Annotated in this window: 28 protein-coding genes; 7 read left to right on the forward strand and 21 right to left on the reverse strand. The window is 68.7% G+C overall.

What is annotated here, in order from left to right; genetic code table 11:
• The first annotated feature begins 2 nt into the window (after positions 1-2).
• Entirely contained in the window at positions 3-515 is a 513-nt protein-coding gene (locus GVY39_RS02365) for a DUF1990 family protein (RefSeq protein ID WP_159919904.1), read from the forward strand.
• 176 nt (positions 516-691) lie between these two features.
• Positions 692-1177 carry a hypothetical protein gene (locus GVY39_RS02370; RefSeq protein WP_159919906.1) on the forward strand — a complete coding sequence of 162 codons (486 nt, stop codon included), beginning with the start codon at positions 692-694 and terminating at the stop codon, positions 1175-1177.
• An 87-nt stretch (positions 1178-1264) separates the two neighbouring features.
• Here the strand turns inward: GVY39_RS02370 and GVY39_RS02375 are convergent, their stop codons facing one another.
• The 5 genes from GVY39_RS02375 to GVY39_RS02395 form a co-directional block, all read right to left on the reverse strand.
• A complete protein-coding gene (locus GVY39_RS02375) occupies positions 1265-3166 on the reverse strand; it encodes an alkyl/aryl-sulfatase (protein ID WP_159919908.1) in 1902 nt (633 codons plus the stop codon).
• A complete protein-coding gene (locus GVY39_RS02380; RefSeq protein WP_159919910.1) occupies positions 3163-3519 on the reverse strand; it encodes a DUF202 domain-containing protein in 357 nt (118 codons plus the stop codon). The genes GVY39_RS02375 and GVY39_RS02380 overlap by 4 nt, the downstream gene beginning before the upstream one ends.
• Positions 3516-3881 carry a YidH family protein gene (locus GVY39_RS02385; RefSeq protein ID WP_159919912.1) on the reverse strand — a complete coding sequence of 122 codons (366 nt, stop codon included), beginning with the start codon at positions 3879-3881 and terminating at the stop codon, positions 3516-3518. The genes GVY39_RS02380 and GVY39_RS02385 overlap by 4 nt, the downstream gene beginning before the upstream one ends.
• 548 nt (positions 3882-4429) lie before the next feature.
• Positions 4430-5161 (reverse strand): acetoacetate decarboxylase family protein, encoded by a 732-nt coding sequence (locus tag GVY39_RS02390; RefSeq protein WP_159919914.1) that lies wholly within the window; start codon positions 5159-5161, stop codon positions 4430-4432.
• Between the two features lie 143 nt (positions 5162-5304).
• Complete coding sequence (locus GVY39_RS02395) at positions 5305-6042, reverse strand: TetR/AcrR family transcriptional regulator C-terminal domain-containing protein (RefSeq protein ID WP_159919916.1); 738 nt, start codon at positions 6040-6042, stop codon at positions 5305-5307.
• Positions 6043-6096: 54 nt separating this feature from the next.
• Between GVY39_RS02395 and GVY39_RS02400 the strand changes: the two genes are divergently transcribed.
• From GVY39_RS02400 to GVY39_RS02410, 3 genes are all read left to right on the forward strand, one after another.
• Positions 6097-7560 carry an MFS transporter gene (locus GVY39_RS02400; RefSeq protein WP_255466078.1) on the forward strand — a complete coding sequence of 488 codons (1464 nt, stop codon included), beginning with the start codon at positions 6097-6099 and terminating at the stop codon, positions 7558-7560.
• Between the two features lie 123 nt (positions 7561-7683).
• Positions 7684-8061 carry a hypothetical protein gene (locus tag GVY39_RS02405; protein WP_159919918.1) on the forward strand — a complete coding sequence of 126 codons (378 nt, stop codon included), beginning with the start codon at positions 7684-7686 and terminating at the stop codon, positions 8059-8061.
• A gap of 199 nt (positions 8062-8260) precedes the next feature.
• On the forward strand, positions 8261-8926 hold the full coding sequence (locus GVY39_RS02410; RefSeq protein ID WP_159919920.1) for a serine protease: 666 nt from the start codon (positions 8261-8263) through the stop codon (positions 8924-8926).
• Positions 8927-8973: 47 nt separating this feature from the next.
• Here GVY39_RS02410 and GVY39_RS02415 read toward each other — a convergent pair whose 3' ends face one another.
• Positions 8974-9660 carry an FHA domain-containing protein gene (locus GVY39_RS02415; protein ID WP_159919922.1) on the reverse strand — a complete coding sequence of 229 codons (687 nt, stop codon included), beginning with the start codon at positions 9658-9660 and terminating at the stop codon, positions 8974-8976.
• A gap of 169 nt (positions 9661-9829) precedes the next feature.
• On the opposite strand from GVY39_RS02415, the gene GVY39_RS02420 reads away from it, so the two are divergent.
• Positions 9830-10348: a GNAT family N-acetyltransferase gene (locus GVY39_RS02420; RefSeq protein ID WP_201295131.1), complete on the forward strand. Its 519-nt coding sequence runs from the start codon at positions 9830-9832 to the stop codon at positions 10346-10348.
• Between the two features lie 206 nt (positions 10349-10554).
• Here GVY39_RS02420 and GVY39_RS02425 read toward each other — a convergent pair whose 3' ends face one another.
• From GVY39_RS02425 to GVY39_RS02480, 12 genes are all read right to left on the reverse strand, one after another.
• A complete protein-coding gene (locus GVY39_RS02425) occupies positions 10555-11478 on the reverse strand; it encodes a tyrosine recombinase XerC (protein WP_159919924.1) in 924 nt (307 codons plus the stop codon).
• A gap of 54 nt (positions 11479-11532) precedes the next feature.
• Positions 11533-12756 (reverse strand): DNA-processing protein DprA, encoded by a 1224-nt coding sequence (gene dprA / locus GVY39_RS02430; RefSeq protein WP_159919926.1) that lies wholly within the window; start codon positions 12754-12756, stop codon positions 11533-11535.
• Entirely contained in the window at positions 12753-14261 is a 1509-nt protein-coding gene (locus GVY39_RS02435; RefSeq protein WP_159919928.1) for a YifB family Mg chelatase-like AAA ATPase, read from the reverse strand. The genes dprA and GVY39_RS02435 overlap by 4 nt, the downstream gene beginning before the upstream one ends.
• Complete coding sequence (locus tag GVY39_RS02440) at positions 14261-14617, reverse strand: YraN family protein (protein WP_159919930.1); 357 nt, start codon at positions 14615-14617, stop codon at positions 14261-14263. Before GVY39_RS02440 ends, GVY39_RS02435 begins: the two co-directional genes overlap by 1 nt.
• A 101-nt stretch (positions 14618-14718) precedes the next feature.
• Entirely contained in the window at positions 14719-15024 is a 306-nt protein-coding gene (locus GVY39_RS02445; RefSeq protein ID WP_011210678.1) for a DUF2469 domain-containing protein, read from the reverse strand.
• Positions 15025-15070: 46 nt separating this feature from the next.
• Positions 15071-15877: a ribonuclease HII gene (locus tag GVY39_RS02450; RefSeq protein WP_321212474.1), complete on the reverse strand. Its 807-nt coding sequence runs from the start codon at positions 15875-15877 to the stop codon at positions 15071-15073.
• Between the two features lie 27 nt (positions 15878-15904).
• The gene (gene lepB / locus GVY39_RS02455; RefSeq protein ID WP_159919932.1) at positions 15905-16687 is read right to left on the reverse strand and encodes a signal peptidase I; all 783 of its coding nucleotides are present in this window, start codon (positions 16685-16687) and stop codon (positions 15905-15907) included.
• A 77-nt stretch (positions 16688-16764) separates the two neighbouring features.
• Positions 16765-17106: a 50S ribosomal protein L19 gene (rplS, locus tag GVY39_RS02460; protein WP_011210681.1), complete on the reverse strand. Its 342-nt coding sequence runs from the start codon at positions 17104-17106 to the stop codon at positions 16765-16767.
• Between the two features lie 233 nt (positions 17107-17339).
• Positions 17340-18260, reverse strand: coding sequence for a hypothetical protein (locus GVY39_RS02465; protein ID WP_223512641.1), 921 nt, complete (start codon positions 18258-18260; stop codon positions 17340-17342).
• Between the two features lie 26 nt (positions 18261-18286).
• A complete protein-coding gene (locus tag GVY39_RS02470; RefSeq protein WP_159920322.1) occupies positions 18287-20659 on the reverse strand; it encodes a Tex family protein in 2373 nt (790 codons plus the stop codon).
• Between the two features lie 105 nt (positions 20660-20764).
• A complete protein-coding gene (locus tag GVY39_RS02475) occupies positions 20765-22387 on the reverse strand; it encodes an AMP-binding protein (RefSeq protein WP_159920324.1) in 1623 nt (540 codons plus the stop codon).
• A 2-nt stretch (positions 22388-22389) separates the two neighbouring features.
• Positions 22390-24024, reverse strand: a complete 1635-nt coding sequence (locus tag GVY39_RS02480) for an AMP-binding protein (protein ID WP_159919934.1) — start codon at positions 24022-24024, stop codon at positions 22390-22392.
• A gap of 98 nt (positions 24025-24122) precedes the next feature.
• Between GVY39_RS02480 and GVY39_RS02485 the strand changes: the two genes are divergently transcribed.
• Positions 24123-24974 carry a LuxR C-terminal-related transcriptional regulator gene (locus GVY39_RS02485; RefSeq protein ID WP_236565249.1) on the forward strand — a complete coding sequence of 284 codons (852 nt, stop codon included), beginning with the start codon at positions 24123-24125 and terminating at the stop codon, positions 24972-24974.
• A gap of 73 nt (positions 24975-25047) precedes the next feature.
• On the opposite strand, the gene trmD is transcribed toward GVY39_RS02485, so the two are convergent.
• From trmD to GVY39_RS02500, 3 genes are all read right to left on the reverse strand, one after another.
• Entirely contained in the window at positions 25048-25755 is a 708-nt protein-coding gene (trmD, locus tag GVY39_RS02490; RefSeq protein WP_159919938.1) for a tRNA (guanosine(37)-N1)-methyltransferase TrmD, read from the reverse strand.
• 70 nt (positions 25756-25825) lie between these two features.
• Positions 25826-26350 carry a ribosome maturation factor RimM gene (gene rimM, locus GVY39_RS02495; protein WP_159919940.1) on the reverse strand — a complete coding sequence of 175 codons (525 nt, stop codon included), beginning with the start codon at positions 26348-26350 and terminating at the stop codon, positions 25826-25828.
• A complete protein-coding gene (locus GVY39_RS02500) occupies positions 26351-26593 on the reverse strand; it encodes an RNA-binding protein (RefSeq protein ID WP_040708791.1) in 243 nt (80 codons plus the stop codon).
• Between the last annotated feature and the right edge of the window lie 71 nt (positions 26594-26664).

Here is a 26664-nt window from a genome sequence, read left to right on the forward strand (position 1 = left end):
GCATGGAGGATGGGCTGTCAGCGTTCACGTATTCCGAGGTCGGCGCGACCCGAGGGCCGCTGCCGGAGGGATATCACGGGTTTCGGCTGCGGCGGCGCATCGGGCGCGGACGAGCACTGTTCGAGCACGCGGGTGCGGAGATCCGCGCCTATCGGGTGCAGAAGGGCACCGGGATCTTTCGATCCGCCGACACCCCGACCGCCGAGCCCGGCACCACCATCACAGTGCGCCTGGGATTCGGTCCGTTCGGGATCGTCGCGCCGTGCCGGGTGGTGTACGTCCTCGACGAACCCGACAGGCGAGGCTTCGCGTACGGGACCTTGCCCGGACACCCCGCGTCCGGCGAGGAACTGTTCGCCGTCGAGTACGACGCCGCAGACGACGCGGTGTACGGACTGATCGTCGCGTTCTCCCGCCCCGCCACCTGGTACACCCGCCTCGGCGGACCCGCGGTCCGGCTGATCCAGCGCTTCGTCGCGAGCAGGTACCTGGCAGCCTTACCGAAGTCTGTTTGAGTGAGACGTCTCCGTCCGGCGCGGCGGAGACCTACAGCAGTTCGGTCAGGACCCGAGCCTCGGCATGCAAGGCCTCGCCACACACGGCTGGGCATGTGGCCGCGGCGTCTGAAATCGCTTCTATCAGAACTTCCGACTGTCCATCGATCGACCAAGAGGCGCGCGATACTTTTCCGGTGACCGCCGAACCCGAGATGGCCGGGGAGCCCTCGAATCTTCCGGTAGATCCAGCGTCGCCCGTCTACGACGAGATGCTTGACGCCCGTGTCGAGATCCAGGAGATCATCGAATCTTCACGGCTGATGGGCCTCGATTCCATGTCGTTCGATCAGTTGATGACCTACATCACGGCCAAGCGCGAATACCAGGCATCCGCGTATTCGGACACCGAAGCCGTCGACCGCGCCCGGCGCGACCACGAGTTGCAGGCGGAGTCGAGGCGCACCGAACTGGCGAAGGAAGAGGCGGAAGCGAGGAACAAGATCCTCGAATCGCGCTACCGCGCTGGACTGGCCACGGCGCTCGTGGCAGGTACGGTCGCCGGAGTCATGTTCGGCATTGTCAAAGGTGTACCGGCGCAGGAGCTGACGCAATATCTGGCGCCGGTATCCGGCCTTGCCGGGATCGTCGTCGGCTACTTCTTCGGGCGGGAGTCGAGATGAGATGCTCGCAGGCTCTCGTATCGGCGACCGGGCCGACACCGGCGCCCGCCCGAGGACCGGCCGCCTGTGGCGTGACCGGCCGGACGCCTACGGTGTGACGATCGCGAAATCGGGATCCGGGGCGTCGAAGATGTGCACCAGTTCGGCGAGCTTGGTGACATCTCCCTCGATGACGATATCGCCGGCGGCAGCCGCGACGCCGAAGTCGTCGCCGGCCAGCAACACCCGGATCAGGGTGGTTTTGGCCAGCGTGAATGTGGCGTCCGGTTCGGGTAGCCGCATGCCGGGGGCGACATCGAAGTGGGTGAGGCGACCGTTGCGCAGTTCGAGCCGGTGCGGGCGGTCCTGGTCGGTGAGGATCCAATCCGTGACGAGCCGATGGTCCCACGCCTTGGGACCGTCGACGCGCAGCGCCAGGGCGTCGAAGATCTGGTCGATACTCAGCGCCGCGACCATGGTCGGCGATTCGGGCTTGGCCGGCGTGCCGAACGAACCGTAGCGCAGCTCGTAGGCTCCGCTGAGATAGAAATTGCGCCAGGTCGCGTTCTCCGCACCATAGGCGAGTTGCTCGAAGGTACTGGCCTGCAACGCTTTCGCTGCATCGTTGTCCGGGTCGGCGAAGATGACGTAATCGAGCACCTGCGCCACCCAGCGATAGTCCCCGGCCTCGTAGGAAGCCCGGGCCTTGCGCAGCACCTCCTCCGCACCGCCCATGAATTCCACGTGCCGCCGGGCCGATTCGACCGGCGGGTGCTCCCAGAGGTGCGCCGGGTTGCCGTCGAACCAGCCCATGTAGCGCTGATAGATGGCCTTCACGTTGTGATTGACCGAACCGTAGTATCCGCGCGCATGCCAGGCCTCGGCGACCGCGGGCGGAAGCGTGATCAGTTCGGCGATCTCCGCGCCCACGTACCCCTGGTTCAGTAGACGGACGGTCTGGTCGTGCAGGTACCCGTACAGGTCCCGTTGCAGTGCGAGGAACTCCACCAGGCGCTCGGTGCCCCAGGTCGGCCAATGGTGCGAGGCGAAGACGACGTCGGAGTCCCGGGCGAACAGGTTGATCGCCTCGGTCAGGTATTTCGCCCAGACGTGGGCGTCGCGCACCACCGCACCGCGCAGTGTGAGCACATTGTGCAGAGTGTGGGTCGCGTTCTCGGCCATACACAGCGCGCGGCGGTCGGGAAAGTAGAAGTTCATTTCCGCGGGTGCCTCGGTGCCGGGCGTGAGCTGAAAGACCATTCGTATCCCGTCGATGGTCTCCTCCTGACCGGTCGCGGTGATGTCGACGGTCGGGGGGATCAGTGTGACGGTGCCGACCGACGTGGTCTGGCCGAGCCCGGAGCCCACCGCGCCGAGCGGACCGCGCGGCAGCACCGCGCCGTACATGTACCCCGCACGGCGCGCCATCGCCGTGCCCGCGTAAACGTTCTCCGCGACCGCGTGCTCCAGGAAACCGGCGGGCGCCAGCACCGGACAGCGCCCCTGCTCGACCGCCTCCGCTGTGACGACTCCGTGCGCACCGCCGAAGTGGTCGACGTGCGAATGCGTGTAGATCAACCCGGTCACCGGGCGATCGCCACGATGGGCGCGGTAGAGCGCGAGACCCGCCGCCGCGGTCTCGGCCGAGATCAGCGGATCGATGACGACGACGCCGGTTGCGCCTTCGACGAGCGTCATGTTGGACAGGTCGAGCCCGCGGATCTGGTAGATGCCGTCGGTGACCTCGAACAACCCCTGCCGCACGAGCAGGCCGGACTGCCGCCAGAGGCTCGGATGCACCGACGCGGGGCAGGGTTCCCGCAGGAACGCGTAGGAGTCGTTGTCCCACACGACGGTTCCGTCTTCGGAGGCGACCACGCCGGGTGTCAGCGCGGCGATGAATCCGCGCTCGGCGTCGGCCGGATCGGTCGTGTCGGCGAAGGGCAGTGCGGCGGCCGCACGCTGGTGCTCCGCGACGATGAAATCGCTCGGCTCGCTCGCTGTGCTCATTGTCGTCCTCCTGTCGTCTCGGACCTTGCTGAGCCGCCACCCTGCTCGGGTAGCGGTTCGAGGGAGCCGGCCGCCGCCGCGGTCACCGCGACCACGACCACCGCCGCGGCCGTCGCGGCGACAATGCGACCGCCATGGGCGTAGCGACCCCGGCGAAGACCGTGGTTGCGCAGGTAGCAGGCCCCGGCCAGCGCCGCCATCGCGAGCGCGGCCGCGACGGGCGCGAACGCGGAGGCACGCCACCCGCTGCCGAGGGCCTGATGCACGAACAGCGTGCCGACGACCATCGCCGCCACGGCGGTGCGCCGCCACGCCAGTGCGGTGCGTTCGGCGGACAGATGGGGCGCGCTCACCGCAGCAGCACCGCCACCGCCGCCAGCACCGAGACGACCGCGATGCCCGCCGACAGGATCGGCACCAGCACCGTGTCCAGCAGCGGTTCACCGCGCCGCATGGCCACGCCGACGCGCCGCCAGTGCGCGTACGCGCCGACCGCGACGACCGCCGCCAAGACCAGGCAACTCAGCGCGATCACGCGCCGCAGTCCCGCGATTCGGAACGACTGGACCAGGGTGTGCACCGCGACACCACCGGCCAGCAACCCCAAGGAGGTCCGCATCCACGCGAGGAAGGTGCGCTCGTTCGCGAGGGTGAAGCGGTAGTCGAGTTCCTCTTCACCGTCTTCCGATTCGGCTTCGGGATTCGGCAGCGTCACGCCGCCTCGGCTCGGATAGGAAGAACCCGGGTGCGCGACCGCGTGCGACCGGCCCACTCGCGCCGAAGCGCACGGCGCCCGGGATGCGGCGACGTTCCGGTGCACGGGATCACGCCGGACTGCACGGTGCTCACGGCACACCACGCTAGTGCGGATCGCGGCAACTCGCGGGACACCGTCGCCGACCGCGGGAACACGATCGATGTGGGGACGCACGCCGGACACCTCGCCACAGAAGGTTCGCTCGCCGCCGCGTTACGAGGATAGCTGATCGAAAGCCAGATCAGTCCCGGACCGCCCCGGATCAAGGCTCCAGTGGAGCACATGGAACGGCGCGCGTCTCGTGTTCGCTGGCCTATATCACGCAATCGGACCAGTTCGCAGCGCTTCTCCGCCGGGTAGCTCCGATTGGTGACGCTCACGGGCACCACTCCATAGCTGGTAGCGTTGGCAAATAATCAGCTACGTCAGCGTAACCGGCGCCACGGGACCCGTCCACGCTCCGCCCCTCCCGTGACCGGCTGGTTATGCGCGATTCGAGCGGGGTGTCAGATCACGATCGCGTTCTCGAACGTCATGGCCAGCCGCGCCACGGACGAGGACATCAGCGCGCGCCGCGGCAGGCCGAGCGACCGGAGTTCCGCGGCGATCTCGTGATCGCCGAGTTTCAGTTCCGCTCCGCCGACCCGCGCTCGCATGCCGGAAGGCCGCATTTCCCAGCGCGTACAACGGGTGACACCGTCGATGTGCGAGTAGGCGTCGAACGAGGAGGCGGCAGCGCGTCCGTTCGGGGTCGCGAACCCGGGCCGCACCCGGAGATCCGCGATCAGCCGCCCGTTCTGGTGCAGCGCGCCACTGCGCGTGCGGGCACCGTGGTCGACGACGAATTCGGCGAGTTCCTTGGGAAACCCCCAGATGCCGCGCCCGGCGGCCAGGGTGAAATCCCCGTCGACCGGCAGCCGGTGGATCAGTACGCCCGCACGCCCGGTCACCAGCGCCTTCGAATCACCGAAACGCTCCGCCGTTCCCGCGGTGTGGTGTCGCACCATGAACGAGACACCGAACTCGTTGTAAGGGCCGAGATCGCCGTCGACGTAGTCGACGAAGACCAGCGTGCACATCGCCCGCCCGCCGGGTAGCCGGAGGATTCGCAGCCCGGAGTAGTCGATGAGGCGTTGAGCCGACCCGGCAGGCACCAGGTAGGTGGCCATGAAGGCGTGCGCGAGCCGGATACGGACCGGCATGTGTATCTCACGACCGAGAACGGTGTGCGTGCTCACGTCGACGCCTTTCTGCGCATCGGCACGGGCGCGCCGGATCGCGTGTCCACTGGTCATGTATATGGAACACGTATCAGTTTATCGACGCAATGCACGTTTCCATGCGATTTCAGTCGCAAGGAACACGTTTCAATCTGATGGGCTCACTCCTCCGCGACACGAACCTCGGACGACTTCGGCGCGTTACGCAGGCGAGCTTCCAGGCCATCGAGGACGCACAGCAGGCCGAAGTCGAAGGCCATCGCGCGCGCGACCTCCGGGTCGGTCGGCACGGCCGCCTCATAGTCCGCGAGCATTTCGGGATAGTCGCCGGCCAGTTCGTTCATCACGCGCAGCATGCCGTCGGTGTCCATCTCGGCTCCCTGGGACGCCGCGTCCCAAGCGATTTCGGGAATCACCTGGCCGAGGACGAAACACATCACCGATCCGCTGGCCAGATAGATGTCCACACCCCGAAAACCCGCCTGGACGAACGCGCGGCGCAGCCGATCGCTCAGCCGCAGGGAATTCGGGCCGATACTGGGCAATCGCCCGACCAAGGACGCCACCCACGGATGCTCCCGGATGGTCGCGCGAAAGCTGTAGGCGAAGGTGGTCAGCAGTTCCCGCCAAGACGCCTGCTCGGGCTCCGGGGTCCGGACCATGCCCCAGAACTCGTCGAGCACCAGCTCCAGCAGCTCATCCTTGTTGGAGACGTGCCAGTAGAGACTGGTCGCTCCCGCACCCAGCTTCGCGCCGAGCTTGCGCATGCTCAGCGAATCCAGCCCTTCGGCATCGAGTATCTCGACCGCCGCGGCGATGATCTGCTCCCGGTGCAGCCCGGACGTCCTGGGCTGGCGCGGCTGCTTGGTCCATACCGACGAGAACTGCTGCTTGGTCACGACACGATCCTATATTCGCTCGCACACCGTTCGACTTTCTCGTACGCTGTGCGAGTGGAATCGAACGTTGTACGAGACCCCCGCCGGTGGTGGGTCCTGGGGGTCCTCTGTCTGTCCTTGCTCGTGTTGATGCTCGACAGCACCGTGCTCAATCTCGCGATCCCGTCGCTGATCCGGGAGCTAGGCGCCACTCCGTCGGACGTGCAGTGGATTCTGGACGCCTACGTGCTGGTCTTCGCCGGTCTCCTGCTCACCGCGGGCAGCCTGTCCGACCGCTTCGGCCGGAGGCGAGCGCTGATCTGCGGGCTGGCCGTGTTCGGTGTGGCGTCGCTGGCCGCCGTACTGGCCACCGAACCGTGGCAGGTCGTGGCCGCGCGCGTCGCGATGGGCGTCGGCGGGTCGCTGCTGATGCCGTCGACCTTGTCGATCTTGATGACCACCTTCGCCGAGGACGAACGGCGTACGGCCATGGCGGCGTGGTCGACGGTCTCCATGGTCGGCATCGTCGCCGGACCGACGCTGGGCGGATTCCTGCTCCAGCACTACTGGTGGGGTTCGGTTTTCTTGCTCAACATCCCGGTGGCGGTTCTCGCGATCGTGGCGGCCGTCGTGCTGATGCCGGAGACCACCGGGGAGCAACGGCCGGTCGACCTGGTCGGCGTCGTGCTCTCGGTCGTGGCGCTGACCGCGACGGTCTACGTGATCATCGAGCGGGAATGGAACATTCCCGTGCTCGTGCTGGCCGCCGTCGCGGCGGCCGCGTTCGTCGTATGGGAGAGCCGGTCCGTCCATCCGATGCTGCCGTTGGCGGTGTTCCGCAGTCGCGACTTCACCGGCACCTGTTTCACCCTGCTGCTGATGGTGTTCGGGATGGGCGCGGTGATGCTGATGCTCACGCAGTACCTGCAGTTCGTGCTCGGCTACGGGCCGATGAAAGCGGGTCTGGCGCTGCTGCCGTACGCCGTGGCCGCGGCGGTCTGCAACGGCCTCGGCGCGACTCTCGGCAAAACGCTGAGCAACAAGACGCTCATCGTGTCCGGTCTGCTCGTCATGGGCGTGGCCTTCGGCATCCTCGCCCTCGCGACCGGCTATCTCTGGATTCTGGTCAGCATGCTCGTGATGGGCGTGGGCGGCGGTTTGGCGGGTCCGGCCGCCTACGCGGCGATCATGAGCGCGATCCCGCTGCAGCACGCCGGTGTCGGCTCCGCGATGAACGACACCATCCAGCAGGTCGGCATGGCGATCAGCATCGCCGTCCTCGGTAGCGTGCTGGCCGGTGTGTTCACCTCCCACATGCCCGCCGACGCGCCCGACATGGCGCGTGAATCCATCGGCGCCGCCTTCCAGCTCGGCTACATCGAGCCCGCCAAGGAGGCATTCACCGCCGCCATGTCCACCGGCGCGTGGATCAGCGCCGGATTCAGTATCGCGGCCGCCCTGCTCGGCGCGGGCCTGCTGCGGGCACGGCGACCGAAGCCGGCCGAACAGCCGGAGACCGTCCCGGTCGCGAACGCCTGACCGTGCCGGTGAGCCGTGACGGGCGCGTGCGCGTCATCCGCCCGTCACGGCGCAGCCGCCCCGGACGGTGGGCCTCCGGTTCGCGTCGAGTAGCGATGGCGACGCCTTCCCGGATCCCCCGGTATGAATGATTCCGACCCGGGGGTTGATGGTCTTGCGCGTGTCCTCCGAGCAAAGTTGAAGGTGTTCACATCTGACGGCCTTCAACAAACGAGGGCTAGTGAAAGCAATCAATCCTCTGGAGACATCATGACCACGAACAAAATGCGCGCAACGGCGGCGGCGGTAGCGCTCGCACCGATCATCGCACTCGGTTCAGGTTTTGCTTCCGCTGCCCCGGACGTATCCCCGGGACCAGTGGCGGATAATTCGACGCCGATCCCGGCGCAGGTCGAACCCGCGACGCTGGGCCTGGTTTGGCCGCTGGGTATTTTCTGTGCTCCTCTCCTGCTGCTTCCGCCGGTCGTCAACGCGGTGGCCGTATTCGTGTGCGCCGCCTGACCCGACTTCCGAGAAGGGAGCTGAGGACCAGGGCACGATGCGACTCGTCTCGGATCGTGTCGTAAGTGGCTCGCACATACCCTGACCGGGCTCTCCGTCGATGGGCCTGCCGATATGGCCGCCGGTCCACCGGCGCACCCGGTCAGGGAACTTCTGCGAATCAATCATGCGGCTCGGATAAGTGCGGTTGAATTACCGGATGGCCAAGTTCAGGAAACTCGTGAGCGCTGCCGCGGCACTCGCCGCAGGCACGGCGCTGTTCGGGGCGCCCGGGGCCGCACACGCCGAGTCTCCGTCCGTTCTGGGCGGCGGCTCGGGCATCGTCGTCGGCGGTCAGAACATCTGCAGCCTCACCACTATCGGACGTGATTCCGGTGGCCGGTTGGTCGGATTCACCGCAGCGCATTGCGGTGAAGTGAACTCAACGGTCGTGGCCGAATCCAACCGGGACGCCGGCGCCGTCGGCACTGTCGCCTATGCCGACAGCGGTTTGGACTATGCCGTGATCGTGTTCGATCCGGAAATGGTCGTGCCGGTCAATCAGGTGGGCGGTACGACGATCACCGATCTGGGCGGTCCCGCCCAATCCGGGGACTTCGTCTGCAAGGAAGGCCGGACAACCGGGCGGACCTGCGGGCCCGCCTATGGCAATGTCTTCACGGCCGGCAATGCGACCTGGACGCAGACGTGTGTCGTCGAGGGCGATTCGGGCGGGCCGGTAGTGGTCGGGACCACCCTGGTCGGCATGGTCAACGGCTACCTGGTCGTACCGTGCCTCGGACCGCAACTCGGAACCGACTTCAGCGCGGTCGTCGCCGACGCGAACGCTCGCGGCGAGGCAGGGGCCGGTTTCCAACCGATTTGATCGGACACACCGGTGCCCCGATCCCGCATCCGGTCCGGCCGAATCCTTTACCTCTCCTGATCTGTGACAACGCCGAATTCGATGGCGCGTTCGACCAGGAACAGCCGCTTTTGGTTCGGGGGTAAGGCTTCGACCCGGAATATCCGGAACAGCGCTCGCATATGCGTCTTGACCGTCGAGATACTCAAGCACAAATCGTGTGCGATCTGGCTGTTGGAGGCGGGGTACGCATACCCGTTGCGCGCGTCGTAGGGTCGGCACAGCGCCTCGAGGACCATATGCTGAGCCGGGGTCAGTGAATCGCGATTCGGCAGTGGTGAATGGGCAAGCGTCATCTCCTCGTCGGAGGATGACGCGGCCTTGAAGACGAATACCGATCGCCCCACCCGAATGGTGTCGCCGGAGTCGAGTTTCCGCCGCCCGCCGACGCGTTCACCATTGACGAATGTCCCATTCTTCGACAGCCCGTCGTCGACGATGACCCAGCAACCGCCCACCCGCTCGATAATGGCGTGCAAACGGGAGACGGTCACGTCGGTCAGGGCGATATCGGCGGCGGCGGACCGCCCGATGGTCACTTTCGACACTCCCCCGTCCAGAGAAATCTCGCGCGCCGTTTCGGGGCCGACGGGCTTGGAGGTAGTGGAAATGGCGGCGGACTGCCGCCACGCGGTCTGCCCTGCCAATGGGTATGTTCCGCGATGCAGGGCCTGTGGTCCGCTGAACGTAGACATCGTTCGTTTTCCCATCGAAGTACGTCGTGAACTGCGGGCACCGATTCGCTCTCTTCAGGGTGCGCCTCTTCGGCGGTGATCACATACGGTTTCGCCTACTTCGATGCCTGACCGGGACGTGCGGCCATCGACTGTGCGCCCGCAGCGAAAGGCGGATCAGGATGGTCGGATGAGCGTCATGATCCGACCGCGGACCGGCACCGACCTCGACGCCTGCGTCGCGGCCTTGCGCGAGGTCCACGACGTCGACCGATATCCGGAACTCTGGCCCACGGACCCGGTGGGTTGGCTGTCGCCGCCCAAGCTCCTCGCGGCCGTTGTCGCCGAACGCGACGGGATGGTCATCGGGCATATCGGTCTCGGCGTGAGCGGCCGAACACCGCAAGCGGTGCGGGATGCGGTCGGCACGGCGGCTGTCGTCTCGGTGATCCGGCTGTTCGTGGTCCCGGGTGCGCGTCGGACCGGAGTGGGCGCGCGCTTGCTGGCGGCGGCGGTCGGCGTAGCCGAGAGCCGTGGGCAGCGGGCAGTGCTCACCGTGGAGTCCGGCAGCGCTGCGGCGATCGCGATGTACGAGCGGAGTGGGTGGCTGCGCGTGCACAGCGGATCCGGCGGTTGGTACACGGCGAACGGGCAAGAGGCTCGGGTGCACTACTACGTCAGCCCGTCAAGGCACGGATCGTCATGGTGAACCGCGACCGACGCACTGTCCTCCGCCTTGCTCGGGCGGTGCGGCGCCTTCGAGCGAGCATCCGCGCGCGGTCGGTGGAGGCAGGGTGCGCTCGTACGCCGTTGCCCTAGACGGCTTCTTCTGGCCCAGGCGTATGGCTCGTCGTCGGCCTGGTCGTTGGGATGGGACGAGGCGCCCGGCGCGTGCCATGCGGTCGGCCGGCTGCGTCAGGCGCGAGGGTGGGCCTGGTCGTGCACCTTCTTGAGGCGGTCGATGGAGACGTGTGTGTAGAGCTGGGTGGTGGCCATACTGGCGTGGCCGAGGAGTTCCTGGACCACACGCAGATCCGCTCCCCCCTCGAGGAGGTGCGTCGCGGCGGTGTGCCGCAAACCGTGCGGACCCATGTCCGGTGCACCGGGGATGGCTGAGACCACCTCGTGCACAACGGTTCTGGCCTGACGCTGATCGAGGCGTCTGCCGCGGCGACCGAGCAGCAGCGCTCGACCGGATTCCGCGGTGGCGAAGGCCGGGCGCCCGTAGCGCAGCCAGTTGCCGACCGCCTCGTCGGCGGGCGCGCCGAACGGCGCCGAGCGCTCCTTGTTGCCCTTGCCGAGCACACGCACCACGCGCCGTTCGCGGTCCACGTCCTCGATATCCAGCCCGCACAACTCGCTGACCCGGATGCCGGTGGCGTACAGCAATTCCACGATCGTCCGATCGCGCAGTGCCATCGGATCACGCTGGGCAGCGCCGGATTCCGCCGCATCCATGGCGCCCAGCGCCTGTTGGCGACCGAGCACGGCGGGAAGGACGCGATGGGCCTTCGGCGAACCCAAGCGCAGTCCCGGATCGGCGGGCAACCGGCCGGTCGCGGTAAGCCAGGCGGTGAACGTGCGCGCCGAGGACGCCCGCCGGGCCAGGGTCGTTCGCGCCGCGCCCACCGCCGCTTGCCGTGCCAGCCACGACCGCAGCAACAACAGGTCCAGCTCGCGGATCGCCGAATCGGCCGACCGCGAGTACAGATGCTCCAGCAGCGATCGCGCATCCCCCAAGTAGGCGCGCACAGTGTGCTCCGAGCGGTTGCGCCCGAGGCGCAGATGCCTGCCGTACTCCACCAGCAGCGCTTCCAGATCTTCGGGCAGCTCCTCCATCCTTCTACCGTCCCGACCCGCGCCCCCGATGGCAAGCCCCCGCGCCGGACGCGCTCATGCGCGGTGAGCCCCTCGCCGCCAACCGCTTTCGTCGCCGACCACCAGATCCGCCAATTCGAGGGCAGACAGCACCGCACAAACCACCGGAAGGGGCAACGCGCACTGTCTGGACAGCTCCAGCGGCAACCGCGAACCGACCCGTGGGAGCGCGGCGAAAATCAGCGCCTCGTCGCCGGTCAGCCGACTTTCCGGATCGGCGGCCGCCGCCGCTGCGGGAAGCGACAGCCGTAACGGCCCCGCCTCGTCGACGACTTCCTCGGCCCGGGTCACCAGGAGAGCTTCGCCGTCGCGGATCATGCGATGGCAGCCCACCGAAGCGGCCGAGGTCACTGGGCCCGGCACGGCCAGGGCGGGACGGCCCATGCGGCGGGCCCATTTGACGGTGTTACGCGCGCCGCTGCGCAACCCTGCCTCGACGACGAGCACACCGTCGGCGAGGGCGGCGATCAAGCGATTCCGCGCGAGGAATCGGTATTTCTGCGCGGTCACCCCAGGCGGATATTCGCTGACCACCAAGCCGGATTCGGCTATGTCGACCAGCAAGCGCTCGTGCTGCACCGGATAAGGCCGGTCGATGCCGCAGGCCAGCACGGCGATCGTGAGGCCGTGCACCGCCAGCGCCGCCCGGTGCGCCATGCCGTCGACCCCGAACGCCGCCCCGGAGACGATGGTCCACCCCTGCGCGGCCAGGTCGCCCGCGATCTCCCCCGTGACTCGATTGCCGTACCCGGTACTGCACCGCGCCCCGACCACCGCCACCGCGCGTTCGCTGGCCTCCAGCAGCGAGCGTGGGCCGCGCACCCACAGCACGAGCGGTACGGCGCCGTCGCGGTCCCGGCCCGGCTCGAGCTGCGCGAGGCCCAGCATGCGCCAGGCGGGCCATTCCGGGTCGTCCGGTGTCACCACGCGCCCGCCGATCCGCTCGATGGTCTCGATATCCCGCTCCGCGACATCACTATGGCGCCGCTGCGCCGTCGGCCCGCGCAGCGCTTCGGGCAGCGCGCACTCCCGCACGGCACGCGCGGCTTCGACCACCCCGACCGACTCGATAAGCGCCGACAGCGGCGCACACGGCCCCTGCACCACCCTCGACAGGTAGACCCACGCCAGCCGCCGGGCGTCGAGTTCGCCGGACGGCGACCCGGAATCCGACGCCGGCGCGTCGACCACCCCAGCCGCCTCCGCCGCCGTGCCTTCGGTCGGCACCGTCGTGCTCATTGCGCACCCCGCTGACGAAAATTCAACGCGGCCAGCACGTCCTGCGCTGCGGGCAGTTCGCCGCCGCGCAGATCGCAGATGGTCCACGCGACCCGGATGGCCCGGTCCGCGCCGCGCGCGGACATGCGACCGAGACGCAGAGCGGCCTCGACCGGAGCGAGCGATTCGCGTGGTAACCGGAACCGCTGGCGCAAGATGTGACCGGGCACTTCGGCATTGGTGAGCCACCCGTACTCGCGCCAGCGCTCAGCCGCGGCGCGCCGCGCGATGGCGACCCGGCTGCGGACGACTTCGCTGCTCTCGGCCTCGTCGGTGCTGAATGCGGCACCGGACTGCCCGTGCATCCGCACCCAGATGTCGATCCGATCCATCAGCGGCCCGGACAGCTTGCCCAGGTAGCGCCGGCGAGCCAGCGGCGCGCAGATGCAGTCGACATCGCGAGCCGGGGCGCACGGGCACGGGTTCGCCGCCAGCACGAGCTGAAAACGGGCCGGGTAGCGCGCGACACCGTCGCGGCGGGCGATGCGCACTTCCCCTTCCTCCAACGGCGTTCGCATCGCCTCCAGCACCTTCGTGCCGAGTTCGGCGCATTCATCGAGAAACAGCACGCCGCGGTGGGCCCGGCTGACCGCGCCCGGCCGGGCGGTCCCCGAACCGCCGCCGATCATCGCGGTCACCGAGGTCGAGTGATGCGGGGCGACGAACGGTGGCGCGGTGATCAACGGGTGGTCACCGGCGAGCGTGCCCGCCATGGAGTGGATCGCGGTCACCTCCAGCGCCTCGATCTCCGTGAGCGGTGGCAGGAGACTCGGAAGCCGTTGCGCCAGCATCGTCTTACCGATGCCGGGCGGCCCGGTGAGCAGCAGATGGTGCCCGCCCGCCGCGGCCACCTCCAATGCCCAGCGAGCTTCGTCCTGCCCCACCACCTCGCTCAGATCGCCGCTCTGCCGCACGGCGTCCGGCAGATCGCCGTCCGGCTCGTCGAGCGTGCCTTCGCCGCGCAGCCAGGCAACGACACCGCGCAGGCTGCGTGCCCCGAAGACCTCGATCCCCTCGACCAGCCCGGCCTCGGCCATGGTCACCGCGGGCACCACGACGGTCGACCAGCCCGCGTTGCGCGCCGCGAGCACGGCGGGCAGGACGCCACGCACCCGCCGCACTCGCCCGTCGAGCGCGAGTTCACCGAGCAGTACCGTCTTCGCGAGCCGCTCGGAGGGGACCGAGCCCGACGCGTCCAGCACCGCGACCGCCAGCGCCAGGTCGTAGACGCTGCCCAGCTTCGGCAAGGTCGCGGGCGACAGCGCGAGAACCACCCGGCCGTCGGGCCACTTCTCCCCCGAGTTCGCCACCGCGGAGCGGACCCGATCACGCGATTCCTGCAACGCGGTATCGGGCAGCCCGACCAGGTGAACGGAGGGCAGGCCCTGCCCGATATCCGCCTCGATCTCGACGAGCAGACCGTCGACACCGGTGACCGCGACCGAATGCGCCCGCCCGAGAGCCATCAGAACACCGCCTCGAGATGATCGATGACCGGTGCGCGACCGTGCGCAACCAGCACCGACACCACATCGAACCGGATGCGGCGCCACGGCCCGTCCTGCTCGGCCAGCCACAGCAGGGCCAGCCGCCGGATCCGCTGCTGCTTGGCGAAGGTGACCGACTCGGCGGGCGTGCCGTACCCGAGACCGGAACGCGTCTTGACCTCCACGAACGCGGTCACGTCCCCGTCCAGGACGATCAGATCCAGCTCGCCGTATCGGCAACGCCAGTTCCTGGCGACGATCTCCATCCCCGCGGCGCACAGAAACTTCGCCGCCAGTTCCTCCCCGCGCGCCCCGAGCGCCTGTTTGTCAGTCACCCGGCCAGCGTGCGCCGGGACCGCGTCAGGTCAGCGCCGCCGACCTGGGAAAACAGAAAACCTGTTGATAACCGAGTCGCTGTGGAGAACTCCGCGGCCGCTCACTCCGGCAGCCGCAGATCCGGCTTCTCCAGCTCCTCGATGTTGACGTCCTTGAAGGTGATGACCCGCACGTGCTTGACGAAGCGAGCCGGGCGGTACATGTCCCACACCCACGCATCGCTCATCCGCACCTCGAAATACACCTCGCCGTCCGCGTTCTGCGGCCGCAGCTCCACGGAATTGGCCAGGTAGAAGCGGCGCTCGGTCTCCACCACGTACGAAAACTGACCGACGATGTCCTTGTACTCGCGATACAGCGAGAGCTCCATCTCGGTTTCGTACTTCTCGAGGTCCTCGGCACTCATCGGGTGGGACGTCCTCCTTCTCGCCGCATCGCGTCGTGTGATGACATCATCGCGCATGCGCTGCGTCGGTAGCCACTCGGCCAGCCGTACGCTCATTCGGAAACTGCTCGGACAGCGCTTCGTCCAGTCCGCCCGCGAGCACCGCGTCCGCGTCGTCGGCCACCGCCGCGACCGGCCGCAGTCCCGCCGCTTCGCGCACGTTGCGCCAGGAGCGCCGGTGCTCACTGCTGGGACCGAGACGTCGCAACGCGGCGGTGTGCTCGGGCGTGTTGTAGCCCTTGTGGGCGGCGAAGCCGTAGCCGGGGAATCGCTGGTCCAACTCGACCATGATCCGGTCCCTGGTGACCTTCGCCAGGATGCTGGCCGCCGCGATGCACGCCGCCGCACCGTCGCCGCCGATCACCGGCAGCGAGGGCACCGGGATGCCGGGCACCCGGAAACCGTCGGTCAGCACGTAGCCGGGCGTCCGGCCGAGCCCGGCCACGGCGCGGCGCATTCCTTCGATATTGGCGACATGGATGCCGATCGAGTCGATCTCCCAGGCCGGGATGATCACGACCTGATAGGCCAGCGCCAGACGGACGATCACCGGATACAGCTCTTCGCGAGTGGCCTCGGTGAGCTTCTTGGAGTCGTCGAGGCCTGCCAGCTTGTCGTACGCCTTCGGGGCCAGCAGACACGCCGCGACCACGAGCGGTCCCGCGCAGGGACCGCGGCCCGCCTCGTCGACGCCGGCGACCGGCCCCAAGCCACTGCGGATCAATGCCGCCTCGAGCGTGCGCAGCCCTGCGGCCCTGCGCATCACCACGCGCGGCGGCCAACCGTTACCCACCGGCACTCGACCTTGCCCCACCCTCCGATTATCCTGCGCCCCGACCGATCAGTTCTGCTGGGGATTCTCCGAACTCACCGGTCCGATCCGGCCGGGCGGCCAGATCTTGAACACCGCCTTGCCGCGGATGTTGTCCACGGGGATGGTGCCCTGCAGCTCGTCGTTGATATGGGCGCGGGAGTCGGCGGACTGGTTGCGGTTGTCGCCCATCACCCACAAGTGCCCCTCGGGCACCTTCACGGGCTTGAACTCGCGTCCGCCACCGGCGCCATACGGCTGGCCCGGCACGTACGGGGCGAGGTAGCGGGCGTAGGGCTCGTCCAGCGGCTTGCCGTCCACGATGACCCGGCCCTGCGGATCGCAGCACTCCACGGTCTGACCGCCGACCGCGATCACTCGCTTCACCAAGTCGTTCTCGTCCGGCGGCACCAGGCCGAAGAACGAGAAGAAGTTCTGCACGCCGCGGATGGCGGGGTTGTCCGAGCGGATCGACTTGTAGTGGGTGTTCCAGGAGGGCGGGCCGACGAACACGACCACGTCGCCCGGTTGCGGATCACCCCAGTAGTAGGTCAGCTTCTGCACGTAGATGCGGTCGCCGGTGCATCCGGCGCACCCGTGCAACGTGGTTTCCATCGACTCCGACGGAATCACGTACGGCCGTCCGACGAAGGTGACCATCAGCGCGGCGATCACCGCCGCGATCACGATGAGGATCGGCAATTCCTGCCAGAACGGCCGCTGCTTCTTCTGCGACCGCCGCTTTGCGCGACCCGACCGCCTACCCTCGTCGCCCGATTCGGACACCGACACCGACCCACTTTCGTCTGCCACGCCGAACAGATTAGCCCGGCAGCGAAACCGAGGTCCGATGCCGGGCTGAGGAAGATCTGTTGAGCCGAAGAGCTAGCTCAGCGCTTTTCCTTGATCTTGGCGGCCTTGCCGCGCAGGTCGCGCAGGTAGTACAGCTTGGCGCGGCGGACATCACCGCGGGTCACGACATCGATGTGGTCGATGTTCGGGCTGTGCACCGGGAAGGTGCGCTCCACGCCGACACCGAACGACACCTTGCGGACCGTGAAGGTCTCGCGGATGCCACCGCCCTGGCGGCGGATCACGACGCCCTTGAAGACCTGGATGCGCTCCTTCGAGCCTTCGATGACCTTCACGTGCACGTTCAGCGTGTCGCCCGGCCGGAAGTCGGGGACGTCGCTGCGCAGCGACTTTTCGTCGACGAAGTCAAGGGTGTTCATTTTCATCCTTCTGGTTCGCGCGAACAGAGGACCCTGGCGGCACTGTGCGTGCTCGGCCGGTTCATGCTCCGATTAAGGGGGTGCGCCGGGTCGACAACCACCCAGGGCAACCTGAGCATTGTGCCAGATCGGCGCGACGCGGAAGAAATCGGCCCGCAGCGGCGGCGCGTCGGTGCTCCTTCACGGTACGCCCGGCACGGTGCACGGCCACGGCGAACCGCGGGCGGCCCTTCTCAGTGGTTCTGTTCGCCGGAGATCGCGTCCTGGGCGGGCGGGGGGCCAGGAGTATGCAGCGGACCGTGATCGGGGTGCCAGAGCGAATGGTGCCGGTGCGGAGCGGGCGGAGCGGGCACCACCGTGCGGGTGAGTTCCGCTTCCGCCGCCGTGCGGACGTGCTCGACGTCCGGTTTCCCCGCGACCAGATCCTGGACGAAGATCTTGGCTCGGATCACCGGGCGGCGATATCGCCGTTCCCGGACGATGGCGCGGTACATCAGGCGCCTGCGGTCGGCGTAACGCCAGCGCGCCCAAGGCGCGCCGGGACGACTCAGCCGCAGCGCGCCGACGAACAGCAGCGGCAGGAAGAACATGCCGAACAGGCCGGTCCAGATCTTTCCTTTGGCGATCACGATCGCGGCGAGCCCGAGGTTGACCACGGCGAACACGACGACGAACAGGCGGACCTCGATGCTCGGATCGCGCCGGAAGTCGTTGATGTCCAGCATCCACAGCGGATGGAAGCCGAGCAGCAGCAATCCCGTCACCGCGAGCGCGACGAACACCGCGTCCACCGACGTGCGGCCCTGTTCCTCCCAATACACGTCGCGCAGGTAGAAGATCAGCGCGAATTCGTCGAGGACCAGCGCGGCGCCCACGCCGAAGACGGCCGCGAGGACGCTGGCCGTGGTCGTGTCGGCGCTCTGGTATTCGGTGACCATGCCGATGCCCGAGGCGAGCACGAGGATCACGCCGAACACCATGTGGTGGATGTGGGTGTCACCGGCCCGCAGGTTGCCCGGCCACCAGCGCACCCGTGCGCGGATCATGCGGACGCTGAGGCGGATGAACAGGAATCCGACGATGAAGCCGAGCAGGAAGCACAGCAACGGCAGCCGCCCTTGGGCGATCACGTCCTCTTGGAGCCACCGTCGCATGCCGCTACTCCCTCCCGCGCACCGGACTACTGACCGAAGCCCGCCCTGCGCAACGCGTCCGCCATGGCGCCGCTCGGTGCGGGGGCGTTGCGGCGCTGGTTGCCGCCGCGCCCCTGCGCTTGACCACGGCCCTGGCCCTGCTGCTTGTTCTGACCGCTCTGCCGCTGCCGCGGCTCGCCTCCGCCTGGTCGGCCGCCCTGGCCGCGCTGCCGGTTGTCGCCGCCCTTCGCGGGCGTACCTGGCTCGTCGTCCAGGCGCAGGGTCAGCCCGATGCGCTGGCGCGCCACGTCCACCTCGAGCACCTTCACCTTGACCACGTCGCCGGACTTGACCACGTCGCGCGGGTCCTTGACGAAATTGTGCGACATGGCCGAGACGTGCACCAAGCCGTCCTGATGCACGCCCACGTCGACGAACGCGCCGAATGCCGCCACGTTCGTCACCACGCCCTCGAGCACCATGCCCGGTTTCAGGTCGGCGACCTTCTCCACGCCCGCGGCGAACTCGGCGGTCTTGAACTCCGGCCGTGGGTCGCGGCCCGGCTTCTCGAGCTCGGCGATGATGTCGGTGACGGTCGGGACACCGAAGCGCTCGTCGGTGAAGTCCCCGGCGCGCAGCGAGCGCAGCACCGTGGTGTTGCCGATGACCTCCGCGACGGGGCGGCCGGTCGATTCGAGGATGCGCCGGACCACCGGATACGCCTCCGGGTGCACCGCGGAGGTGTCCAGCGGATCGTCGCCGCCGCGGATGCGCAGGAAGCCCGCGCACTGCTCGAACGCCTTCGGCCCCAGGCGCGGGACGTCCAGCAGCGCGGTCCTGCTGCGGAAGGGCCCGTTCTGGTCCCGGTGCGCCACGATGCTCTCCGCCACCGAGCCCGCGATGCCGGAGACCCGGGACAGCAGCGGCACGGAAGCCGTGTTCACGTCGACGCCGACCGCGTTCACCGCGTCCTCGACCACCGCGCCGAGCGAGCGGGCCAGCAGCGATTCGGACACGTCGTGCTGGTACTGGCCGACGCCGATGGACTTCGGGTCGATCTTCACCAGCTCGGCCAGCGGGTCCTGCAGCCGCCGCGCGATCGACACCGCGCCGCGCAGCGACACGTCCAGGTCGGGAAGTTCCTGCGAGGCGTAGGCCGAGGCGGAGTACACCGAAGCGCCCGCTTCCGACACCACGATCTTGGTGGGCTTGTTCTCCGGGATGCGCGAGATCAGCTCGGCGGCAAGGGCATCGGTCTCGCGCGAGGCGGTGCCGTTGCCGATGGCGATGAGTTCCACGCCGAACCGGGCGACCAGCGCGCCGAGCACCGCCAGCGACTTCTCGGTCTGGCCCTGCGGTTTGTGCGGGTAGATCACTTCGGTGGCGACCACCTTGCCGGTGGCGTCGACCACCGCGACCTTCACGCCGGTGCGGTAGCCGGGGTCCAGGCCCATGGTCGTGCGGGTGCCCGCGGGTGCGGCGAGCAGCAGATCGCGCAGATTCGTGGCGAATACGTCTACCGCGTCCTTCTCCGCCGCCTGCCGCAGGCGCATCCTGGTGTCGATGCCGAGGCTGACCTGCAGCTTGGTCCGCCAAGCCCAGCGCACGGTGTCCAGCAGCCAGGAATCGGCCCGGCGGCCCCGGTCGGCGATGCCGAAGCGGGCGGCGATGCGGCCCTCGTAGATGGTGCGCTCGCCCGGCTGCGGCTCCTCGGTGTCCGGCTCGAGGTGCAGGGTGAGCACCTCTTCCTTCTCCCCGCGCAGCAGAGCGAGGATGCGGTGGGAGGGCAGCTTGTCGAACGGCTCGCTGAACTCGAAGTAGTCGGCGAACTTCGCGCCCGCCTCCTCCTTGCCCGGGCGCACGGTCGAGGTGACCTGCCCGCGGTTCCACATCAGTTCGCGCAGCTCGCCGACCAGGTCGGCGTCCTCGGCGAAACGCTCGACCAGGATGGCGCGAGCGCCGTCGAGCTGCTCGGCGGTGTACTGCGCCGGATCGGTGTTCGGGTCCTGGATCAGGGCGTCGGCCACCGGCTCGTGCCCTGCCTCGCGGGCGATCTGCGCCTTCGTGCGCCGCTTCGGCTTGTACGGCAGGTAGATGTCCTCGAGGCGGGCCTTGGTCTCGGCGAGCAGGAGCTGCTGGTGCAGGGCGGCGTCGAGTTTGCCCTGGGCGCGGATCGATTCGACGATCGCGGCGCGGCGCTCGTCGAGTTCCCGCAGGTAGTGCAGACGTTCGTCGAGCAGGCGCAGCTGCGCGTCGTCCAGCCCGCCGGTGACCTCCTTGCGGTACCGGGCGATGAACGGCACCGTCGAGCCCGCGTCGAGCAGCTCGACGGCGGCGCGTACCTGGGTCTCGCGCACCGCGAGTTCCTCGGCGATGCGACGGTTCACGCTGGCTGGGCCCGCGGTGTCGGAGCGCGGCACGGCGGGGTTGGACTCTGCACTGGCAGTCTCGGGCGCTGTCGTCACGTCGGAGACACTACCGTCGCCGCCTGACAGGCGATCCACACCCAGGTGAACCTCCCCACATCAGTCCTCGCCCGGTCCCAGCAGTCGCCGGGACTGCTCCCGCATCTCGGCCTTGCGGATCTTGCCGGTGACCGTCATCGGGAATTCCTCGACCACGTGCACGTAACGAGGAATCTTGAAGTGCGCCAGCTTGCCGGTGGCGAACTCGCGCACGGCCGCCGCGTCCAACGGCGTTGCGCCCTCGCGTATCCGGACCCAGGCCATCAACTCCTCGCCGTACTTCGCATCCGGCACGCCGATCACCTGTGCGTCCAGGATGTCGGGATGGGTGTAGAGGAATTCCTCGATCTCGCGCGGGTAGATGTTCTCGCCGCCGCGGATGACCATGTCCTTGATCCGGCCGGTGATGGCCAGGTACCCCGCGTCGTCCATCACGCCGATGTCGCCGGTGTGCATCCAGCGGGCGGCGTCGACGACCTCGGCGGTCTTGTCCGGATCGTCCCAGTATCCGAGCATCACCGAGTAGCCACGGGTGCACAGCTCGCCGGGTACGCCGCGTGGCACGGTGAGACCCGTTGCGGGATCGATGATCTTGACTTCCAGATGCGGCCCGACCCGGCCGACCGTTGCGGTGCGCCGGTCGAGGTCGTCGTCGCGACGGGTCTGGGTGCTGACCGGGGATGTCTCCGTCATGCCATAGCAGATGCAGACCTCGCGCATGCCCATCCGGTCGATCACCCGCTTCATCACCTCGACCGGGCACGGCGAGCCCGCCATGATCCCGGTGCGCAGCGTGGACAGATCCGCGGCGGCCGTGTCGAGTTCGGCGAGCATGTCGATGAACATCGTCGGCACGCCGTAGAGGGAGGTGCAGCGCTCGGCCTCGACCGCCGCAAGCGTGGCCTTCGGATCGAACGACGGCGCTGGGATCACGATGGCCGCACCGTGGCTGGTGCTCGCCAGGTTCCCCATCACCATGCCGAAGCAGTGGTAGAACGGCACGGGGACGCAGATCCGGTCTCGCTCGGTGTATCCGCACAGCTCACCGACGAAGTAGCCGTTGTTCAAGATATTGTGGTGGCTGAGCGTGGCGCCCTTCGGGAATCCCGTTGTTCCGGAGGTGTATTGGATGTTGATCGGGTCGTCGGCCGACAACTGCGCGCCCAGCGTGGCGAGCCGGTCGGCGTCGATCTCGGTGCGCGTCAGCGCTTCCCACCCGGCTGTGCCGAGCACGAGCACCTGCGCCAGTGCCGGGCAGTTCGGCCGGACCTGCTCGATCATCGCGACGTAGTCCGAAGACTTGAACCGCTCGGCGGCGACCAGCATCCGCACACCCGCTCGGCGCAGCACGTACTCCAGTTCGCCGGTGCGATAGGCGGGGTTGAGGTTGACCAGGATCGCGCCGATCTTCGCCGTGGCGTACTGTACGAGCAGCCATTCCGCGCAGTTCGGCGCCCAGATGCCGACCCGGTCTCCCTTGGCGATGCCCTGGCCTGCGAGTCCACAGGCCAGCGCGTCGACCGCGGCGCCGAGTTCGCGATAGGTCCAGCGCCGGCCAGTCGGGCGGTCCACCAGCGCTTCCCGATCCGGGAACGCCGCCACCGCGCGATCGAGATTACCGCCGATGGTGTCGCCGAGCAGCGGGACGTCGGACACGCCGGAGGCGTAGCTGGGCAGGGGCATCGTCACCGGGCACCGCCCTGCCGCAGCACGAACCGCTGCACCTTGCCACTGGGCGTCTTCGGCAGGCTCGGCACGAAATGAACCTTGCGCGGGTAGGCGTGCGCGGCGAACTTCTTCTTCACCAGGCTCTGCAATTCGGCTTCCAACGCGGGACCGCCCGTGGCACCGTCGCGCAGCACGACGAACGCTTCGAGCACTTCGCCGCGCAGCTCGTCCGGCATGCCGACCACGGCCGCCTCCGCGACCTGCTCGTGCAGCACCAGCACGCTCTCCACCTCGAACGGGCCGATGCGGTAGCCCGCCATGATGATCACGTCGTCGTCGCGGGCGGAGAAACGGAAGCAGCCGTCCGCGTCCTGAGAGCCCGCGTCGCCGGTCAGGTACCAGCGGCCGTCGGCGGTGTAACGCTGTGCGGTGCGTTCCGGAGCGTCGAGGTAGCCGAGGAACCACAGCAACGGGCTGCCTTCGGTGTCGATCGCGACCCGGCCCAGTTCTCCTGCCGGAGCCACGGTGTCGGCGTCGTCGGCGAGCACGGCGCAAGTCCATCCCGGCAACGCGCGGCCCATGGATCCCGCGGGAGTCTCGGTGTCGAGGTCCTCGTGCCAGGCGTTGCAGATGACCATGCCGTGCTCGGTCTGGCCGTAGTGGTCGCGCACGGCGACACCCAGGTACTCCACGGACCAAGCGACGACCTCGGGTGTCAGCGGCTCCCCCGCCGACGACGCGCGCCGCAACCGGGAGTGCACCGGCGGCGTGGCGCCATCGGCACGCAGCGCGCGATAGACCGTCGGTGCGGCGGCGAAGTTCGTGACGCCGAAGGTCTCCAGCACCTGCCAGGTCAGCGCGGCGGAGAAGCCCGCGTGCAGCAGGATGCTGCGGATGCCGGTGGCCAGCGGGGCGAGGATGGCGTAGTAGAGGCCGTAGGCCCAGCCCGGATCGGCCGCGTTCCAGAAGACGTCGTCGGGCCGGACGTCCAGCGCGAATTCCTGGTACGCGTGGAAGGAGGCGAGCGCGCGCAGCGGAATCGGGACACCCTTGGGCGTGCCGGTGGTGCCGCTGGTGAACAACTGGACGAGCAGTCCGTCGCCGCCCACCGCGACCGCGCGAGCGTGCGGGTGGGTGGCCGAGTGGGTGCCGAGCAGTTCGTCCATCCGCAGCGCCCCCTCGGGAGCCGCACCCCCGGCGACGATCAATCGCCAGGACGGGTTCGCGGGCAGATCCGGGCCGGGCGCCAGTTTCGGCGCCTGGTCGGCGTCGGCGATGACGACCGAAGCCCGGCTCGCCTCCAGCCGCAGGGCGATGGCGGGCGGCGCGAACGCGGTGAAGAGGGGAACGTGCACCGCCCCGCGGCGCCAGATGCCGAGCAGCGCGACCACGAGGTCCGCCGATTTCGCCATCAGCGTGGCGACCCGGTGGCCGGGTTCGACGCCGAGTCCGGCGAGCGCGGCGGCGAAGCGGGCGGAACGTTCGCGCAGTTCGCCGTAGGTGAGGTCGGTCGAGGACAAGTCGGCCTCGACAATGGTGAAGGCGACCCGGTCGGCCGGGTGCCGATCGCACAGCAGGTCCGCCGCCGATGCGTCACCGCTGTCGTAACAGTCCAGCAGTTCGCGCACCCGCCGATTCAGATCGGTGCCCATCTTCGTTCTCCTCGTTCTGTGATCCAGCGCAACCCGGGTGTGCAATAGGATGTGGGTCACACCCCGCTGCCCACTACCCCCGAAAAGGGGTGAGTCTCGTGACCCACACCGCTCTGCTGCGTCCGCGCGACGGCGACGCTCTGCGTGCCGAGATCCGGTGGGTGGCCGGCACAGCGGGCGTGCCGGTGGCGTTCGGTGGCGAAGTGCACGGCGACGCGCTGCTGCTGTCGGAATTCGTCGGCACGCTGACCAACGGCCTGCGCGGCCTGGCCGTCGTGCGGACGTCAGGACTTGGTGGCCGGGTGATGGATTCCGGACGTCCCGCCGCGGTCACCGACTATCGCCGCGCCTCCTCGATCACCCATGACTACGACGGGCCGGTCTCCGGCGAGGGCATCCGTTCCGTGCTCGCCGTCCCCGTGGTGGTGGACCGCCGTTCCCGCGCCGTCCTCTACGCCGCGACCCGTGGCGCGAGCCCGCTGGGTGATCGCACAGCGGATCTCGTCGTCCAGGCCGGGCGCCGCCTGGCCACCGAGATCGCCGTTCGCGACGAGGTCGACCGCCGCCTGCGCATGCTGGAACTGGCCACACCGGCGACCGAGACCGCACCGGCTGTCAGCGAGGAACTGCGCGACATCCACGCCGAACTCCGCGGCATGGCGCGCTCCGCCGAAGACGACCGGTTGCGCGGACGCCTGCATGCTGTGTGCGAACGACTGACCCGGGTCCTGGTCGGCGAGCCGCACCCCGACAGCCCGAAACTGTCCCGCCGCGAATTGGACGTCCTCTCCCAGGTCGCCCTCGGCTGTACCAATCAAGAAGCGGCGCAACGCCTCTCACTCGGCGCGGAGACCGTGAAGAGCTACCTCCGCAGCGCGATGGTCAAGCTCGACGCCCACTCCCGGCACGAAGCGGTGGTGGCGGCCCGCCGCCACGGGCTGCTGCCGTGAGGACGAAGTAGCCGCCGACCGGGTGACCGTCAGGGCTGACCCGGCATGGCCTCGAGCGCGGAGCGGTCCCCGCCTATCGCCCGGGGCCGTCGGCTGCGTCCTGCCCCGCGAGCAGGTCGGGGCGGCGTTCACGGGTCCGGGCGAGGGATTGCTCGCGCCGCCAGGCTGCCACCTTGGCGTGGTCGCCGGACAGCAGGATCGGCGGGACGTCCAGGCCGCGCCAGGAGACCGGGCGGGTGTAGCTGGGACCTTCCAGCAGACCGTCGGAGAACGAATCCTCCTGATGGGACTGCTGATTGCCGAGCACGCCGGGCAGCAGCCGGACCACGGCCTCGGCCATCACCAGCACCGCCGCCTCGCCGCCGATCAACACGTAGTCGCCGATGCTGACCTCCTCCACCCGCACTCGGCGGGCGGCGTCGTCGAAGACGCGCTGATCGATGCCCTCGTAGCGGCCGCAGGCGAAGACGAGATGTTCTTCCGCGGCCCAGCGGTGCGCGGTGGCCTGGGTGAACGGCACGCCCGCTGGGGTGGGGACCACGAGCAGCGCGTCATCCGGGCAGACCTCGTCGAGCGCGTCGCCCCACACGGTCGGCTTCATGACCATGCCCGGCCCCCCGCCGTAGGGCGCGTCGTCGACGGACTTGTGCACGTCGTGGGTCCAGCGACGCAGGTCGTGCACGGTGAGAGAGATCAGTCCCCGGTCGATCGCCTTACCGAGCAGTGCCGTGCGCAGCGGCTCCAGATACTCCGGGAAGATCGTGACGACGTCGAGTTTCATCCGTGTCTCCTGTCGCCGGGCCGCACCGCGCCGGCCGGGCGCGCGCCACGCGCACGAGTCTTCGACCGCCTCATTCCGGGTCGAGCAGACCCTCGGGCGGATCGATCACGATCACGCCGTCGGCGAGCGACACCGTGGGCACGATGGCGGTGACGAACGGGATCAGGATCTCTCGCCCGTCCTCGGCGGCGCGCACCTCGAGCAGTTCCCCCGCCGCGGAATGCAACACTTCGCGCACCGACCCGACCACGGTGCCGTCCGTGAGCCGGACCTCCAGCCCCTCGAGCTCGTGGTCGTAGAACTCGTCCGGGTCCTCGGAAGGCGGAAGGTCCGCGCTGTCGACCACGAAGAGCATGCCGCGCAGCGCGTCGGCCGCGGCGCGGTCGCTCACACCGGCCAGGAACACCAGAAGCCGGCCCGAGTGTTCCCGGACCGACTCCACGGTGAAGTCGCGAAGCTCCGCCGCTCGCGGCAGCCTGCCGCGCAACGTGACACCCGGCGCGAAGCGCGCCTCGGGCTCGTCGGTGCGTACTTCGACGACGAGTTCGCCGCGCACGCCGTGCGACTTGGCGACCCGTCCGACGACGAGTTCCATCTACTGGTCGGTGTCGACCACGTCGACCCGGATCCCCCGGCCGCCGATGCCGGCGACCAGGGTGCGCAGCGCGGTCGCGGTGCGTCCGCCGCGGCCGATCACCTTGCCCAGGTCATCGGGATGTACATGCACCTCGACGGTGCGTCCGCGGCGACCGGTGATCAGCTCGACCCGGACGTCCTCCGGATTGGCGACGATGCCGCGCACCAAGTGCTCGACGGCATCGGCGACGACGGCGCTCACTGATCCATCACCTCGAGACGCGACTCACCCGTCGTCGGGGCCGACCGATGTACGGCTCCGGACGGGTACCC

The sequence above is a fragment of the Nocardia sp. CY15 genome, from assembly GCF_009829295.1.
Classification (GTDB): domain Bacteria; phylum Actinomycetota; class Actinomycetes; order Mycobacteriales; family Mycobacteriaceae; genus Nocardia; species Nocardia sputi.

What these genes read in the sequence shown, in the direction of transcription:
- GVY39_RS02365 (WP_159919904.1), top strand. Translation starts at nt 3, where the DNA reads ATGGAGGATGGGCTGTCAGCGTTCACGTATTCCGAGGTCGGCGCGACC.
- GVY39_RS02375 (WP_159919908.1), bottom strand. Translation starts at nt 3,166, where the DNA reads ATGAGCACAGCGAGCGAGCCGAGCGATTTCATCGTCGCGGAGCACCAG.
- GVY39_RS02405 (WP_159919918.1), top strand. Translation starts at nt 7,684, where the DNA reads ATGAATGATTCCGACCCGGGGGTTGATGGTCTTGCGCGTGTCCTCCGA.
- GVY39_RS02410 (WP_159919920.1), top strand. Translation starts at nt 8,261, where the DNA reads ATGGCCAAGTTCAGGAAACTCGTGAGCGCTGCCGCGGCACTCGCCGCA.
- GVY39_RS02415 (WP_159919922.1), bottom strand. Translation starts at nt 9,660, where the DNA reads ATGTCTACGTTCAGCGGACCACAGGCCCTGCATCGCGGAACATACCCA.
- GVY39_RS02420 (WP_201295131.1), top strand. Translation starts at nt 9,830, where the DNA reads ATGAGCGTCATGATCCGACCGCGGACCGGCACCGACCTCGACGCCTGC.
- GVY39_RS02425 (WP_159919924.1), bottom strand. Translation starts at nt 11,478, where the DNA reads ATGGAGGAGCTGCCCGAAGATCTGGAAGCGCTGCTGGTGGAGTACGGC.
- dprA (WP_159919926.1), bottom strand. Translation starts at nt 12,756, where the DNA reads ATGAGCACGACGGTGCCGACCGAAGGCACGGCGGCGGAGGCGGCTGGG.
- GVY39_RS02435 (WP_159919928.1), bottom strand. Translation starts at nt 14,261, where the DNA reads ATGGCTCTCGGGCGGGCGCATTCGGTCGCGGTCACCGGTGTCGACGGT.
- GVY39_RS02445 (WP_011210678.1), bottom strand. Translation starts at nt 15,024, where the DNA reads ATGAGTGCCGAGGACCTCGAGAAGTACGAAACCGAGATGGAGCTCTCG.
- rplS (WP_011210681.1), bottom strand. Translation starts at nt 17,106, where the DNA reads ATGAACACCCTTGACTTCGTCGACGAAAAGTCGCTGCGCAGCGACGTC.
- GVY39_RS02465 (WP_223512641.1), bottom strand. Translation starts at nt 18,260, where the DNA reads ATGCGACGGTGGCTCCAAGAGGACGTGATCGCCCAAGGGCGGCTGCCG.
- GVY39_RS02475 (WP_159920324.1), bottom strand. Translation starts at nt 22,387, where the DNA reads ATGCCCCTGCCCAGCTACGCCTCCGGCGTGTCCGACGTCCCGCTGCTC.
- GVY39_RS02480 (WP_159919934.1), bottom strand. Translation starts at nt 24,024, where the DNA reads ATGGGCACCGATCTGAATCGGCGGGTGCGCGAACTGCTGGACTGTTAC.
- trmD (WP_159919938.1), bottom strand. Translation starts at nt 25,755, where the DNA reads ATGAAACTCGACGTCGTCACGATCTTCCCGGAGTATCTGGAGCCGCTG.
- rimM (WP_159919940.1), bottom strand. Translation starts at nt 26,350, where the DNA reads ATGGAACTCGTCGTCGGACGGGTCGCCAAGTCGCACGGCGTGCGCGGC.